This is a genomic window from Sporofaciens sp. St.21A7 (genome assembly GCF_059728535.1).
In genome coordinates this window covers 3,871,172-3,886,175 of sequence record NZ_BAAGFN010000001.1, presented here as the reverse complement: position 1 = coordinate 3,886,175, position 15,004 = coordinate 3,871,172, and the positions used below count along the sequence as shown (strand labels likewise).

The 15,004-nt window shown below is 46.8% G+C and carries 13 protein-coding genes and 1 pseudogene; 12 read left to right on the top strand and 2 right to left on the bottom strand.

Annotated elements, in window-relative coordinates; genetic code table 11:
• Positions 1-154 precede the first annotated feature (154 nt).
• Both AC6I3O_RS19245 and AC6I3O_RS19240 read right to left on the bottom strand, forming a co-directional pair.
• The gene (locus AC6I3O_RS19245; RefSeq protein WP_497852248.1) at positions 155-574 is read right to left on the bottom strand and encodes a DUF3788 domain-containing protein; all 420 of its coding nucleotides are present in this window, start codon (positions 572-574) and stop codon (positions 155-157) included.
• A 429-nt stretch (positions 575-1,003) separates the two neighbouring features.
• Positions 1,004-1,072, bottom strand: a pseudogene (locus AC6I3O_RS19240) (DUF6783 domain-containing protein); the annotation flags it as partial.
• A gap of 328 nt (positions 1,073-1,400) precedes the next feature.
• Here AC6I3O_RS19240 and AC6I3O_RS19235 point away from each other — a divergent pair.
• The 12 genes from AC6I3O_RS19235 (at position 1,401) to AC6I3O_RS19180 (ending at position 15,000) form a co-directional block, all read left to right on the top strand.
• Positions 1,401-2,555, top strand: coding sequence for a hypothetical protein (locus AC6I3O_RS19235; protein WP_497852247.1), 1,155 nt, complete (start codon positions 1,401-1,403; stop codon positions 2,553-2,555).
• Between the two features lie 514 nt (positions 2,556-3,069).
• Positions 3,070-5,031 carry an endonuclease MutS2 gene (locus AC6I3O_RS19230; RefSeq protein WP_497852246.1) on the top strand — a complete coding sequence of 654 codons (1,962 nt, stop codon included), beginning with the start codon at positions 3,070-3,072 and terminating at the stop codon, positions 5,029-5,031.
• A gap of 28 nt (positions 5,032-5,059) precedes the next feature.
• Positions 5,060-5,578 carry a peptidylprolyl isomerase gene (locus AC6I3O_RS19225; protein WP_497852245.1) on the top strand — a complete coding sequence of 173 codons (519 nt, stop codon included), beginning with the start codon at positions 5,060-5,062 and terminating at the stop codon, positions 5,576-5,578.
• The gene (locus AC6I3O_RS19220; RefSeq protein ID WP_497852244.1) at positions 5,578-6,519 is read left to right on the top strand and encodes a DMT family transporter; all 942 of its coding nucleotides are present in this window, start codon (positions 5,578-5,580) and stop codon (positions 6,517-6,519) included. Before AC6I3O_RS19225 ends, AC6I3O_RS19220 begins: the two co-directional genes overlap by 1 nt.
• Positions 6,520-6,547: 28 nt before the next feature.
• Entirely contained in the window at positions 6,548-6,727 is a 180-nt protein-coding gene (locus tag AC6I3O_RS19215; RefSeq protein ID WP_497852243.1) for a chorismate--pyruvate lyase, read from the top strand.
• A 91-nt stretch (positions 6,728-6,818) separates the two neighbouring features.
• Entirely contained in the window at positions 6,819-7,664 is an 846-nt protein-coding gene (locus tag AC6I3O_RS19210) for an energy-coupling factor transporter ATPase (protein ID WP_497852242.1), read from the top strand.
• Positions 7,649-8,572, top strand: a complete 924-nt coding sequence (locus tag AC6I3O_RS19205; protein ID WP_497852241.1) for an energy-coupling factor transporter ATPase — start codon at positions 7,649-7,651, stop codon at positions 8,570-8,572. The genes AC6I3O_RS19210 and AC6I3O_RS19205 overlap by 16 nt, the downstream gene beginning before the upstream one ends.
• Positions 8,511-9,335: an energy-coupling factor transporter transmembrane component T family protein gene (locus AC6I3O_RS19200; RefSeq protein WP_497852240.1), complete on the top strand. Its 825-nt coding sequence runs from the start codon at positions 8,511-8,513 to the stop codon at positions 9,333-9,335. Before AC6I3O_RS19205 ends, AC6I3O_RS19200 begins: the two co-directional genes overlap by 62 nt.
• A gap of 30 nt (positions 9,336-9,365) precedes the next feature.
• Positions 9,366-10,127 (top strand): tRNA pseudouridine(38-40) synthase TruA, encoded by a 762-nt coding sequence (truA, locus tag AC6I3O_RS19195; protein ID WP_497852239.1) that lies wholly within the window; start codon positions 9,366-9,368, stop codon positions 10,125-10,127.
• Positions 10,128-10,131: 4 nt separating this feature from the next.
• Entirely contained in the window at positions 10,132-11,283 is a 1,152-nt protein-coding gene (locus tag AC6I3O_RS19190) for an aminotransferase class V-fold PLP-dependent enzyme (protein WP_497853525.1), read from the top strand.
• Between the two features lie 78 nt (positions 11,284-11,361).
• Positions 11,362-13,596 (top strand): hybrid sensor histidine kinase/response regulator, encoded by a 2,235-nt coding sequence (locus AC6I3O_RS19185; RefSeq protein WP_497852238.1) that lies wholly within the window; start codon positions 11,362-11,364, stop codon positions 13,594-13,596.
• A gap of 129 nt (positions 13,597-13,725) precedes the next feature.
• Positions 13,726-15,000: a double-cubane-cluster-containing anaerobic reductase gene (locus tag AC6I3O_RS19180; RefSeq protein WP_497852237.1), complete on the top strand. Its 1,275-nt coding sequence runs from the start codon at positions 13,726-13,728 to the stop codon at positions 14,998-15,000.
• The last annotated feature ends 4 nt before the right edge of the window (positions 15,001-15,004 follow it).

The window sequence follows — 15,004 nt, the reverse complement described above, 5'->3', positions numbered from 1 at the left end:
CCGGGCAATACATATCTGAATCCAACTATAGAGGGGCTGTCTCGAAAGGTTGTATTTTCTACAATATATGCCATACTTCTTCAAAGAAGCTATCTATATATTGTTTGAAAACCTCATTTTCCGACAACCCCTTCGTACCGTGCAAGTTGGAGAATCAACGGGTACTGCGGATTTTGATCAGGCGGAGTACGTCGTGGTACATGGAATCCTTGTCTTCCAAGTCAATCATCAGCCACCGCTGCCCGTTCCCCTCTTTTGTCTCCTTATAAATCTCCTGTAACCGGGAAGTACACGCAGGCAGGAGTTCTTCAACAGATTCTTTTTCTTTCCTTCCGATGACGACCATGGCGGTGAAGAAAGATTCTCTGGGATATATGGTACAAAGGGATTTTCCCGATTTTTTGAATTTTACATTCCATCCCGGCTCCATACTACAGCAGCTATATTCAATCTTTTCGCTGCATTTGTAGGTTTCTTTGATTTCCGAGCAAAAATCTTGAAATACGGAATTTTGGATATAAGCGCCTATCTCCTCTAAGGTAGGGCAGTAATTACGGTCTTTTAAATCAATCATAGATATTCAGGTTCTCCTTTATAAAGTTAAAATTATATTTTCGCATATCAGTGCAATTTATTTACGGTGGGACTTGATATTGTCAAAAGTGTCTTCACGCATATCAGCGCAATTCATTATATCATAATAAGTAGGGGTTGGGAAACTGTTCTGGATAATAATTGTCGGAAAAAGTCGGATGAAAATAATTGAGATATGGCTTCGGAAGTGATATTATAATAGAACAACCGATTCAATATTCGTTTTGAGGCGGTTGAAGACCGTCCTATACCGAATTTGATTCTATGGTATAGGCAATTCTTTGTTCAATATAGTCTTATTTTCAAATCTGATAATCGTCAGAATTTATCCGATTTATGAAAAAAAGCGTGTTTGAGAATTTATTCCCATCATCTGAACCTCCTGCTTCGCGGTATATTTTGCCCAAATTCAGTCAACATAGTCAGCTATGACACCTTCATTTGAGCAAAATCTCCCACAAACTGGAAGGCACAGCTGATGAAAACAATTTCAAACAAGCTCTAGTGTACTGTCTGTATTATATCTGGCGAAACTCCGCAGGATATTCGTTCATCTGCAAGGCGGATTTTCGACGGCGTAGCGGTGGCTGTTGTCACAAGGAGGGACCCGCTTGCGGGAGGATTCCTTATGACCGACCGTTGAGTGAATCCAACGCGGCAAATGGGCGAATAGACAAGGAGGTTTGGCTGAATATAATGCAGACAGTACACTAGGGAAAAGGGCAGGTGGTTTCCATGAGAAAATACATGAAATAGTTTGATTACCTTGCATATGACTCTGAAATTGAATATAATGGAGGTAGTGAATGGCAGATGAGGTTTTACAATGGCATGATGGCTTTCACGCAGCTCTCCAGATTGAATTAAAGGGAGAATCTGCACGTCTGAGATTCCGTTCGGAATACGAGTTATACAAGAAATCACTGCGCATTGACACGGTGGTGATTAAGGAATCAGATGATACGCCTGTACAAAAGAATATTGGAAAGATTTTCCGTAAACACAATTTAATAGAATACAAGAGCCCGGATGATTATCTGAGTATTGATGATTTCTATAAAGTTTATGGGTACGCATGTCTCTATCAATCGAACACGCAGAAAATACACGAGATTTCCATGGAAGATATCACAATCACTTTTGTATGCAGTCATTTTCCCAGAAAGATGTTGAAATTGTTGAAAAACGAGAGGAACATTGAGGCAGTGCAAAAAGGGAAAGGAATCTACTGGCTTGTGAATGACCCGGTTTCGATGCAGATTATTGTAAATACACAGCTTCCGCCCAGGGAAAACCGGTGGCTGAGTAGTTTAAGAAGAAATCTGGCAATGGATATGAATACGAAACGGTTATTGGGAGAGTACAAGGGACATAGGGAATCCAATCTATACCAGGCGGCCATGGATTTGATTATGCGGGCGAATCAGAAGACGATGGAGGAGGCAGGGCATATGGTATGTGATGCGTTAAAAGAGATTTTTGCAGATGAGTGGAGGAAGAAAGAACTTCAGTTCCAGGAGAAGGAAACGAAGCTTCAGGAGAAGGAAACGAAGTTCCAGGAGAAGGAAACGAAATTCCAGGAGAAGGAAACGAAGTTCCAGGAGAAGGAAACGAAGTTCCAGGAGAAGGAAACGAAGTTCCAGGAGAAGGAAACGAAGTTCCAGGAGAAGGAAACGAAATTCCAGGAGAAGGAAACGGAGCTTCAGGAGAAGGAAACGAAGTTCCAGGAGAAGGAAACGGAGCTTCAGGAGAAGGAAACGAAATTCCAGGAGAAGGAATTGTCATTGAAAATGAGAGAAGTGCAGGTACAAAAGAAGGAGATGCAATTAAAAAAGAGGGAAAATCGTATGGAAACCTTAGTTCAGCTTCTTCTTGACAAAAATCTTTTGGAAGATCTAAGCAGAATCAGTGTGGATAAAGCATACCGCGAACTGATGTATCAAAAGTATGGATTAGAATAGAATATGCATTTTACATTTCAAAGCTCCATAGATAGCTCCATAGATAAAGGATTTTATACTTGACAGGGGATTGTTTTGCATATATAATCATAAACGGATTTAATTTTACAGATAAAGAAATAGGAGGATGTTGCATGTTAAGTGTGGTTGTAATGGAGAAAATTGCAGAATAGATATTGCAGGGGTGATTTTTAGTTATACACTAGGAGTTTGCCCATTTGTTGACAGCGTAAGCTGTTGACGTTTTCGCCTTACAAATGCTTAATATTGTGGTATTCTTTTAAGAGATATATTTGCAGATATTACGAGAGCATGGCTGTATGGTCATGTTCTTTTATTATTACAATATTCTTGAAGGCTGTTGTGACGTTTGGGAGAGTCAGAAAATTTCTAATTATCACCGACAGTGCATCAGAGTGTATGAAAAGACCATGGTATTTTATGCTTTCAGGCAGCCATGGTCTTTTTCGTATTAATAGATAAGGATGTAATTATAAAAGGGAGGAAACCGAAAATGAACATAGAAAAACAGATTGAATTTGACAAGATTAAGGAAAAATGGATGGAACTGGCGATTACCGACCAAGCAAAGGACCAGATACGTAACATATCATTTTATCTTTCTGAACTGGAATTGAGGAGGCGGCTAAAGGATACAACAGACAGCAGGAATATGATGGAAAATTTAGGAGCGCCTCCGCTTCAGAATGTTTCCGAAATCCGGGAAATCCTTGTGAACGCCGAAAAAGGGGGATGCCTTACGCCTCGCCAGCTTGAGCAGGTCGAGAAGGTTCTGGCAGCGGTCAAACGTCTCAGAGATTACCTAAGCAGGGGAAAATCTTATGATAATTCTCTCGCCTATTATGACGAAAATTTATTTACTATCCAAGAACTCCGTGAGGAAATCGGCAGGCAGATCCGTGGGCAGCAGGTAGATGATCATGCATCGAACGAACTTATGAAGCTTAGAAACCAGATAACAAAATGCGAAGAACAGATGAAGCAAAAGGCGGAACAGGTCATGCGTTCTAATAAAGCATATATGGCAGACAGTTTTTGCACCCTGCGCAATGGAAGGATCTGCGTCCCTGTGAAAAGAGAATATAAGTCCAGGATACCAGGAAGTGTGGTTGACAAGTCTGCAACTGGGAATACACTCTTTATTGAGCCGTCAATTGCTGCCAAATTTTATGACGAACTGCAGTTGCTGAAAATCAATGAAGAGAATGAGGTTTACCGAATACTCTATACGCTGACGGCGATGGTGGCGGAATCTGCGGAGTTGATGAACAATAATATGGGGATGATTGAGAAACTGGATTTTATTTTCTCAAAAGGAAAGCTGAGCATGGATATGGACGGGACAGAACCAGCCATCAATACAGGACGGAAGATTGTTTTAAAAGACGCAAGGCACCCGCTGATGGATAAACGAGTGAATGTGCCGTTACAATTTGAGATCGGAGAGCGGGCAAGGGGCATTGTCATAACCGGACCGAATACAGGCGGAAAGACGGTCGCGATTAAGACGGTAATGCTAAGCTGCATGATGGCGCAATGCGGGCTGCATGTGCCTTGCCGGGAGGCAGATGTCTGTATGAACAGCACTTATCTGTGCGATATAGGAGACGGTCAGAATATTGCAGAGAACCTATCTACATTTTCAGCCCATATCAAGAACGTGCTGGAAGTTCTGAGTGAAGTAAATAAGGATAGTTTTGTAATAATGGACGAGCTTGGCTCCGGAACCGATCCTGCTGAGGGGATGGGGATCGCAATCGCGATTCTCGAAGAGCTGAGAAAGAGCGGTGCGATTTTCCTGGTGACGACCCATTATCCGGAAGTCAAGGAATATGCAAAAAAGACGGAGGATCTTATAAACGCAAGGATGACGTTTGATAAGGAAACATTAAACCCTACTTATCAGATGGTAATCGGCGAGGCAGGGGAGAGCTGTGCCTTTTATATTGCCGACAGGCTGGGAATGCCGGGTGGGATGCTGAAAACTGCAATTTGCGCTGCATACGGGGAAGCGGCAGTTGCTTCCTATCGTTTCCGAACAGAAGATGCTGCGATAAGGAAGCGAAATGGGCAGAAGATTTCTAAAGTGAAAGAGGCGAAAGGAAATATTGGGCTTCGTGAGAAGTTTCGGCGCGGAGACAGCGTGATGGTATATCCGGATAAGAAGATAGGGATTGTCTGCGAGCCTGTGAATGAGAAAGGCGTACTTAGGGTCCAGATGCCGGGAAAAAAGATTTGGATCAACCATAAACGGGTGAAGCTCCATGTGGCGGCGGATGAATTGTATCCGGAAGATTATGATTTCTCAATTATTTTCGATACGGCTGAGAATCGGAAAATCAGGCATGATATGGAACGAAAATATACAGAGGAAGTTATCCGGTACGAAGATTCACATTCCCACTTTACGAACGGCCTAATATCCGCTACAATAGATAGCGGTAAATTTAGTTAAAAACAGCAGGAAGAGAGGAACAGGAAATATGGAAAATCCAATTGTAACATTTGAAATGGAAAACGGGGACATCATGAAGGCAGAACTGTACCCTGAGATTGCGCCGAACACCGTAAACAATTTTATTTCATTGGTGAAGAAGGGGTATTATGACGGACTGATTTTCCACCGCGTAATCAGCGGCTTCATGATTCAGGGCGGATGCCCCGACGGGACAGGCATGGGCGGTCCGGGGTACAACATCAAGGGGGAATTTGACCAGAACGGAGTTGCCAATGACCTAAAACACACAGAAGGCGTACTGTCTATGGCAAGGGCAATGCACCCAGATTCCGCAGGTTCACAATTCTTTATCATGCATAAGAATTCCCCGCATCTGGACGGCTCCTATGCTGCGTTTGGCAAAATCATCGAAGGTCTGGACGTTGTAAATAAGATTGCCGAAACCGATACGGACTACAATGACAGACCAATGGAAGAACAAAAGATGAAGGCGGTAACGGTAGACACAAAAGGAGTGGACTATCCGGAACCGGAGAAAGAATAATGGAACGTTTTTATCAGAATACGGCTGCCAGGACAATTCTGGCGTTAGTGTGCTGCGCCTTATGGGGCAGCGCATTTCCATGCGTAAAAATCGGCTATGAGTTATTCCATATTGAAAATGCCGGCAGCCAGATTTTGTTTGCCGGATACCGATTTTTTATGGCGGGTGTGTTTACGTTTCTTCTGGGCTGCATTCTGGAGAAACGAATCATCAGAATGAAAAAGGCATCCATACCCTTTGTGTTTGGACAGGGAATCCTACAGACTACAATCCAGTACGTATGTTTTTATATCGGACTTGCCCATACAACTGGGGCGAAAGGTTCCGTGATTAATGCGTCAAATGCATTTTTTTCAATTATAGCGGCACATTTCCTCATGAAGTCAGAGAAACTGACTTGGAAGAAGGTTGTGGGATGTTTGGTGGGATTTGCGGGAATCATTATCATCAACCTGGAGCCAGGGGCATGGGGGAGCGGGTTTACGTTTCTGGGGGAAGGAATGGTTCTGATATGCGCATTTTCTTACGGGCTTAGCAGTGTGACCCTCAAGATGATCTCGAACCGGGAGAAGCCTGTGACAATCACGGCGTATCAGCTGCTTTATGGCGGCGCAGTGTTGATTTTGATTGGAGTCGTATCAGGGGGAAATGTCCATGGATTCAACACAAAATCCTCGTTGCTGCTGTTATACATGTCGTTGTTGTCAACGGTTGCATTCAGCATATGGGCAGAACTTCTGAAATACAATTCTGTGGGGAAGGTAGCGATTTTTGGGTTCAGCATCCCAATATTTGGTGTCGCATTGTCGGCAGTCTTCCTGGGGGAACAGGTGGTATCTGTGAAGAATCTGGCTGCGCTCATCTGTGTGAGCATCGGTATCATTATTATTAATCGGAAGGGACAGGAAGACCGGATGGAATCATCGGCTGGTAAAGGTTAGAAAATGTTGATTAACGGAGGAAGATAGTATGCTAAGATGCACATATGTTGTAGAAAGAATAGACGGAGATTATGCTTTGCTTGGGCGGGAAGACGTTACGGAGCCGAACGCGGAACCTAAGATGGTAGCACGGGCGCTCCTGCCGCCGGAGATTGTGGAGGGGACAAGGCTGCTTTATGAATACCTGCAATATTCTGTTTTGGACTGATTTATTTTGAAAACAGTACCTTGCAAAACAAAAAATGATAACGTACAATGAAATAAAGAGAAAAATATAGAGGAAAGGCAGATGCATTGACATGGTTCGTACGGATAAGCTGATATTTGAATATGAGAAACGGGATGAAGAAGGCAACATTATCGGCACGTCCCGGGCAATCGACGAAGTGGATATTGATGTCAAAGAAGGGCAGTTCATCGCAATCCTTGGACATAATGGTTCCGGAAAGTCTACCCTTGCCAAGCACATCAACGCCATTCTCGTACCGACGGGAGGAACCATGTGGGTGGGAGGGCGCAACACCAGCGACCCGGCACAGCTGTGGAATGTGCGTCAGTCTGCCGGCATGGTGTTCCAGAATCCCGACAATCAGATTATCGGGACTGTGGTAGAGGAAGACGTGGGGTTCGGCCCGGAAAATTTAGGCGTCCCCACAGACGAAATCTGGCAGCGCGTGGAAGAAAGCCTGAAAGCCGTAGGGATGATTGAGTACCGTCATCATTCCCCCAACAAATTATCCGGCGGACAGAAGCAGCGCGTGGCAATCGCAGGCGTGGTGGCAATGGAGCCAAAATGTATCGTAATGGACGAGCCTACAGCGATGTTAGACCCTGTGGGACGTCGGGAAGTATTGAATACCGTGCAGAAGCTTAGGAAACAGAAGCAGGTGACGGTCATCCTGATTACCCACTATATGGAGGAAGTGGTAGACGCAGATAAGGTCTACGTGATGGATCACGGCCAAGTGGTGATGGAGGGGACGCCAGGGGAAATATTTTCCAGAGTAGAGGAACTGAAAGCTTATCGTCTGGACGTCCCACAGGCGACGCTTCTGGCGGATGAGCTTAGAAAGCGGGGGCTTAACATCAGGGATGGTATCCTGAGGAAAGAAGAGTTGGTGGAAGCGTTATGTCAATTAAATTAGAACATCTGAATTATGTCTACAGCCAGGGGACAGCATATGAGAAGAAGGCCCTTGACGATATTTGCCTTGAGATTCCAGATGGGGAGTTTGTGGGAATCATCGGTCACACCGGCTCCGGTAAGTCTACGCTGATACAGCATTTGAACGGGCTGATTCGAGCGACCAGCGGAGAGCTGTTTTATAACGGAGAGAATATTTACCGGGAAGGCTACCCTATGAAGGAACTGCGTAATGAAGTAGGGTTGGTCTTCCAGTATCCCGAGCATCAGCTCTTTGAGATTGACGTGCTGACGGACGTGTGCTTCGGTCCTAAGAATCAGGGATTGTCTCCGGAAGAATGTAAGGAGCAGGCGCTTTTGGCCCTGAGACTGGTTGGGCTGAAAGAAAAATATTATGGCGTCTCTCCTTTCGACCTTTCCGGCGGGCAGAAACGGCGGGTTGCCATTGCGGGCGTTCTTGCGATGCGGCCAAAGGTGCTGGTGCTGGACGAGCCTACGGCAGGGCTTGACCCCAAGGGACGGGACGATATTTTAGACCAGATTTCATTTCTCCACAAGGAGAGAGGCATAACGGTGATTCTGGTATCTCACAGTATGGAGGATATTGCCAGATATGCCGACCGCCTGATTGTGATGAATAAGGGGCGGGTCATGTATCATGACGAGCCTAAAAAGGTGTTTGAACATTATCAGGAATTGGAGAAGGTGGGGCTTGCCGCGCCGCAGGTCACGTATATCATGCACGATCTGGCTAAGAGGGGGATCTCGGTCAGGACAGATGTCACGACGGTCAAAGAAGCGGCGGATGAAATTATGTTATCAATCGGTTACAGGATGGAGAAGAAAAATGATACGAGACATTACGATAGGACAATATTATCCGGCAAAGAGTGTGATACACAGGCTTGACCCAAGGGTGAAGCTTGTGTCTACACTGTTATATCTCATTTCGCTGTTTTTATTTAAGAGCATATCCGGGTATCTGATTGCAACGGTATTTCTGGCGGCTGTGATTAGGGTGTCGCGTGTGCCGTTCTCATTTATTGTGAGGGGGTTAAAACCAATCGTTATGCTGCTTATGATTACGGTTCTGTTCAACCTGTTTCTTACGAGAAGCGGCGAAGTGCTGTTTTCTGCATGGATTTTCACGATTACAGAGGGTGGGCTTACGACGGCGGTCTATATGGCGGTCAGGCTCATCTATCTGATTATCGGTTCATCGCTCATGACGTTTACCACGACGCCAAACGAGCTGACCGACGGAATGGAAGCTTTGCTGCACCCGCTGAACAAGGTACGCGTCCCGGTGCATGAAGTGGCGATGATGATGTCGATTGCGCTCCGTTTCATTCCCATCCTTCTGGAAGAGACGGATAAGATTATGAAGGCTCAGATTGCCAGAGGAGCTGATTTAGAGAGCGGAAATATGATTCAGAGGGCAAAGAGCATGATCCCGATTCTGGTTCCGTTGTTCGTATCTGCGTTCCGCCGCGCCAACGACCTTGCGATGGCGATGGAGGCGAGATGCTACCGTGGGGGAGAGGGAAGGACGAAGATGAAACCGCTGCATTATAGAGGAAGGGACTATACGGCGTATCTGGCCATGGCAGTGTATGTGGTCACTGTGGTCGTAGTGGGGAGATTTGTCCCTCTGCATATATGGATATTTTGATACACAATTGGTATAGAGGGTGGTAGGATGATGAAACGAATCAGAATCGTTGTTGCATATGATGGGACAGCCTACTGCGGCTGGCAGATTCAGCCAAATGGTATCACTGTTGAAGAGGTCCTGAATCAAAAACTGAGGAAACTGACTGGCGAGGACATTCATATCATCGGTGCAAGCCGTACCGATTCCGGAGTCCATGCCCTGGGAAATGTGGCCGTGTTCGACACAGAGTCTAAAATCCCGCCAAAGCGTATGGCATATGCGCTGAACCAGAAGCTTCCGGAGGATATCGTCGCTGTTCAATCGGACGAAGTGCCTCCCGGCTGGCATCCCCGTTATCAGACCAATGTAACAAAGACCTACGAATATCATATCTATAATGCTTCGTTTCCCAATCCTTTGAAACGCAGGTACAGCGCATTCGTATCTTTCCCGATGGATGTGGAAAAGATGAGGCAGGGGGCGTGCTATTTGGTGGGAGAGCATGATTTCACAAGTTTCTGCAACATCCGGACGAATACAGAGGATACGGTACGCAGGATAGACGGCATAGAGATTGAGAGAATAGGGGCGGATATTATAATCCGCATCACGGGAAATGGGTTTCTGTACAATATGGTGCGAATCATAGCAGGTACTCTAATCCGTGTGGGACGGGGGTTCTATACACCAGAGAAGGTGAAGGAGATACTGGATGCCAGAAAACGGACGGAAGCGGGAGTGACGGCGCCGCCGGAAGGACTGGTTCTTGTAGGGATTGCATATGGAGACGCCGGATTTGAAAGAAGGTAATGATATGGAAGAAGGCAGGCAGATTTATTTTGATAACGGAAGCACTTCATGGCCCAAAGCGCCCAATGTGGCGGAGGCAATGGCAGGACTGCTGAAAAACGGAGCGTTTAACATTAACAGAGGCAGCTATGAAGGCGCATATGAAATAGAAGGGATTGTACTTGATACCCGGGAGCAGCTTGCGCGCCTGTTCCATGCCCGGGATTCGAGAAACGTTATTTTTACGCCGGGGATTACATACTCTCTGAATTATTTTATCAAAGGTTTCCTAAAGCCTGGAGATCATGTGCTGGTGTCGGGGCTGGAGCACAATGCCGTCATGCGTCCCCTCAAACAGATGGAAGCCAAGGGCGTGGCTTACGATGCTGTGAGGACACAGGAGGATGGGACGGTGCATCCGGAGTCTGTAGAGGAAGCGGTAAGGGGCAATACGAAAGCAGTTATCATGCTCCATGCGTCCAATGTCTGCGGAACCATCCTTCCGATTCGGGAGATTGGGGAAATCTGCCGGAGACATCATCTGTTTTTTGCCGTAGATACGGCGCAGAGTGCCGGGACGATTCCTGTGGATATGGAGGAATGCAATATTGATTTTCTTGCATTTACCGGTCATAAAGGGCTGTTGGGGCCGCAGGGAATCGGCGGGTTCCTTGTCTCGGAGGAATTGGATGGGTGTATGGAGCCGTACATTGCAGGCGGGACAGGGAGTCAGTCGGATTCTCTGGATATGCCCCAATCCCTTCCGGATAAATACGAGAGCGGCACGCTGAACCTTCCCGGCATTATCGGGCTGCATGCGGCGCTTTCTTATATAGAAGATACCGGGATAGAAACGATACACAGACGGAAGATGGAGCTGACCAGATATTTTTTGGAGAGGATCGCAGAATTTCCAGATATCCGTGTGGCGGGAAAGAAAGGGACAAAAGACAGGGTGGCGGTTGTTTCTCTGGATTTCCTCGGTAAAGATAATGCCGTGGCGGCATTTGAACTGGAACAGCAGTATGGAATCATGACAAGGGTCGGGCTGCACTGCGCGCCGGCTGCGCATCAGACGCTTCACACCTATCCGCAGGGGACGGTACGGTTTGCGTTTGGAATGGAGAATACGGAAGAAGAGATTGATTTATGCCTGGAAGGGCTTAGGAGGATTTGATTTACCCGGGAATGTATGGTAAGATACCTGTATAGCGAAAAATGAGCGGATTTTGATTAGAAAAATTGAGGGATTTTCATGAAAACAGGAGAGAAAAAGAATGGCATCCGATACAGGGGAGTGCGGGACGGCCCGATTTTGCTGATTCTTTTCATGGTTGTGGTAATGGTGACGGTATCCGGTAATTATCTGAGGTTTCTGGATTCGCAGCTTTTTGAAGAACGAAAAGGGCATATCATTGAGTTTACGGACAAAGCAGCCCAGATTGTGGACAGCGTGATTACGTATTCCTGGCAGCAGGTCTATGCCTGTGAACACATGGCGAAGATAGATAGGATTGAAACGAAAGAGGATATGATGGGTTCCATTGCATCTGCGAAGAATTTCATCGATGAGTCAAGCTCCCTTGTGCTTGCGTTTGACGGAGACGGGAATTATTATTGTTCTGATGGCCAGTCCGGTGTCTGGCAGCAGTCTGAGCTTCTGGCGGAAGGTGCGCAGAGCAAGCAGCAGCTTGTCGCCACGGTTCCGCACAGGGATGATATCGTATATTTCCTCTGCATCAAGAGGCTCGATGAGCCGATTCGGTTTCAGGACGGCAGCAGTGAGATTACCCATCTTGCAGTCGCCGTAGACTTAGGAGCCGTTCAGGAGAAGATTACCGTGAAAGGATTCGGGGATAACTGTTATACTTATCTGATAAACGGGGATGGAATGTGGCTGTTTAAGTATACGTTTGCAAATGGCTTCATCGAGGAAGACAATGTAATGGCTTCTGTAGAGAATTGTGAGATCATACACGGCGGAAGCATGGAAACGTTTATGAGTGAAGTTGAGCAGGATGGCCACGCTGCATTAGAATTCAAATATACGGAAGAGAACGGAAGAGAGCAGAAGTGGTTTGTCGCCAATGCCGGGGTCACAGAGGAGAACTGGCATGTCCTGCTATTCGTGCCGACGGCAGTGTTGGGAGCAGACTCGGATATCTTGCTTGAACATACTCTTCGGTTTTTTGCGTTGGTGTCTATCGTTTTTCTGGTGATGATTGTTATCATCATTATCGTTATTATGATAGGTAGGGCGGACAAGCAGTTAGTCCGGCAGAAAGAAGAAGCAAACCAGCTTTTAAAAAATGCGGCGGAACAGGCGAGGAGCGCGAGTCAGGCCAAGAGTGATTTCCTGTCCCATATGAGTCACGATATCCGTACGCCGATTAACGGAATTATGGGGATGACGGATATCGCCATGAAAAATATCGGCAATGACGATAAGATTCGGGACTGCCTGAATAAAATCAGCGGATCTTCCCAACATTTGCTGGGGTTGATTAACGACGTGCTGGATATGAGCCGGATTGAATCAGGAAAGACAAGGGTGAAGCATGAGAGTTTTGATATCCGGACCTGTATCGACAATTGTATTTCCATCATCGGCGGGCAGCTTGCGACCCGGGATTTGGAGATGGTGCGGGATTTGGGGAAGTTTCAGCATCCTTTCCTGATTGGGGATGAGCTGCATCTGCGCCAGATATTCATTAATATCCTTGGGAATTCCGTGAAATTTACCCCGGATGGAGGCAGGATTTCTTTCCGGGCATTGGAGAAGGAATGGACGGATGAAAAAGTCCTGTACCGGTTCGAGCTGGCCGATACGGGGATTGGGATGAAAGAAGAATTCCTGCCTCATCTGTTCGAGGCGTTTTCCCAGGAGGACGACGGAACCAGAACGACCTACAAAGGGACCGGGCTTGGGATGGCGATTACCAAGGAATTCGTGGAAATGATGGACGGCACAATCGAAGTGGAGAGCAAGCTGAATATAGGGACGAGATTTTCTATTGAGATTTGGTTTGATATCGACCAGAATGCAAGGGCAAAAGAGTCGCAGGTGGATTTTCAGGTGGATTTGGTAGGCATGAAGGTCCTTCTGGTGGAGGATATCGAGCTGAACATGGAGATTGCGCAGTGTATGTTGGAGGATGAAGGCGCCGAGGTGACGCCGGCGGTGAACGGACAGGAGGCTGTGGACGCTTTTTCCGGTAATCCTCCAGACACATTCGACATGATTATTATGGATATTATGATGCCTGTGATGGACGGGATTACTGCGGCAAAGACAATCCGGGCGATGGATAGGCCGGATGCGAAGAAGATTCCGATTATTGCGATGACGGCCAATGCATACGAGGAAGATATCCAGAAGACCCATGATGCAGGGATGAATGCGCATCTGTCCAAACCAATTGATATTGACTTGATGCTGAAAACTTTGACGATGTTCTATTCTGCGAATCAGGAAGAAGAAAACTTATAGATAAAACCAATAAAACATTATTACTTATTATAAAAAACAATCGCAATTCTGCCTTGAATCCGTTGCCCATATCAGCCAAACGTGTTACGGTTATTCTATCAGTATAGAGGTACAAAGGAGGATTTAATTATGGCTGATTATCGCAAGATGTGGGAAGAACTGGGGATGGATCTTGAGACCCATGACCAATTGTGCGCAGTGCTCCCGCAGGCATTCGGGGATGTTTATCTGTCCCAGGAGAACCGTCCGGAGGGTATGGATTATTATAACATGGTGGTGGCGGACATCCATGGAATACGTCCGGCGGAGCTGATTGAGCACCAGAAGAAGGGCGGCAAGGTGTTCGGTACATTCTGTGTCTACGTGCCGGATGAGATTGTATTTGCGGCGGACGCAATCGCGACAGGTTTATGCGGCGGCTCTCAGTTCTGGGTTCCCGGCGGGGAGAAGGTACTTCCGACCAATACCTGCCCTCTGATTAAGGCTTCTGTGGGCGCAAGGCTTGACCGGACCTGCCCGTTCTTCCGGATTGCCGATATGTATGTGGGCGAGACGACTTGCGACGGCAAGAAGAAAGCATGGGAGATTTTGGGAGAGGACGTGCCGATCCACATCATGAATCTTCCGCAGATGAAGCGGGCGAAGGATGTTAAGGCATGGGCAGAAGAGATTGAGGCATTCAAGGATGCGGTGGAGGACTTCACGGGCAACCAGATTACGGCGGAGAAACTATCGGAGAGCATTCGGCTGATTAATGGCAAACGGAAGGCCTTAGAGCGTCTGTATGAACTGCGCAAGAATGAGGCGCTCCCAATCAGCGGATGCGATGCATTGTTGATTTCACAGATTGCATTCTACGACGACCCGGGAAGATTTACCAAGATGACCAATGCGCTGTGCGACGAGCTTGACCAGCGCGTGAAGGACGGCGTCAGCGTAGTTCCGGCAGGGACGAAGCGTATCCTGCTGACGGGAACGCCGCTTGCGATTCCAAACTGGAAGCTGCACAATATTGTCGAGACTAGCGGCGGGGTTGTTGTCTGTGAAGAGATGTGTACGGGTACACGTTACTTTGAGCATCTGGTGGATGAGACGAAGACCCAAGTCGCTGACCAGATTGAGGCGCTGGCAGAAAGATATATGAACATTAACTGTGCATGCTTCACGCCGAACACGGGAAGGATTGACGATATCCTCAGGCTTGCGAAGGAGTACAAGGCAGACGGTATCATTGATGTCAACCTGAAGTTCTGTAACCTGTATGATACAGAAGGGTATCTGATAGAGCGCGCGCTGAAAGACGCAGGCATTCCTGTACTGGGTATCGAGACAGATTATACGGACAGCGACGCACAGCAGCTTAGAACAAGGGTCAGTGCATTTATCGAGATGCTGAATCATTAAGAAG

Excerpts from the sequence above, each read along its gene's own strand:
- AC6I3O_RS19245 (WP_497852248.1), bottom strand. The coding sequence starts at position 574 with ATGATTGATTTAAAAGACCGTAATTACTGCCCTACCTTAGAGGAGATA.
- AC6I3O_RS19235 (WP_497852247.1), top strand. The coding sequence starts at position 1,401 with ATGGCAGATGAGGTTTTACAATGGCATGATGGCTTTCACGCAGCTCTC.
- AC6I3O_RS19230 (WP_497852246.1), top strand. The coding sequence starts at position 3,070 with ATGAACATAGAAAAACAGATTGAATTTGACAAGATTAAGGAAAAATGG.
- AC6I3O_RS19225 (WP_497852245.1), top strand. The coding sequence starts at position 5,060 with ATGGAAAATCCAATTGTAACATTTGAAATGGAAAACGGGGACATCATG.
- AC6I3O_RS19220 (WP_497852244.1), top strand. The coding sequence starts at position 5,578 with ATGGAACGTTTTTATCAGAATACGGCTGCCAGGACAATTCTGGCGTTA.
- AC6I3O_RS19215 (WP_497852243.1), top strand. The coding sequence starts at position 6,548 with ATGCTAAGATGCACATATGTTGTAGAAAGAATAGACGGAGATTATGCT.
- AC6I3O_RS19210 (WP_497852242.1), top strand. The coding sequence starts at position 6,819 with ATGGTTCGTACGGATAAGCTGATATTTGAATATGAGAAACGGGATGAA.
- AC6I3O_RS19205 (WP_497852241.1), top strand. The coding sequence starts at position 7,649 with ATGTCAATTAAATTAGAACATCTGAATTATGTCTACAGCCAGGGGACA.
- AC6I3O_RS19200 (WP_497852240.1), top strand. The coding sequence starts at position 8,511 with ATGATACGAGACATTACGATAGGACAATATTATCCGGCAAAGAGTGTG.
- truA (WP_497852239.1), top strand. The coding sequence starts at position 9,366 with ATGAAACGAATCAGAATCGTTGTTGCATATGATGGGACAGCCTACTGC.
- AC6I3O_RS19190 (WP_497853525.1), top strand. The coding sequence starts at position 10,132 with ATGGAAGAAGGCAGGCAGATTTATTTTGATAACGGAAGCACTTCATGG.
- AC6I3O_RS19185 (WP_497852238.1), top strand. The coding sequence starts at position 11,362 with ATGAAAACAGGAGAGAAAAAGAATGGCATCCGATACAGGGGAGTGCGG.
- AC6I3O_RS19180 (WP_497852237.1), top strand. The coding sequence starts at position 13,726 with ATGGCTGATTATCGCAAGATGTGGGAAGAACTGGGGATGGATCTTGAG.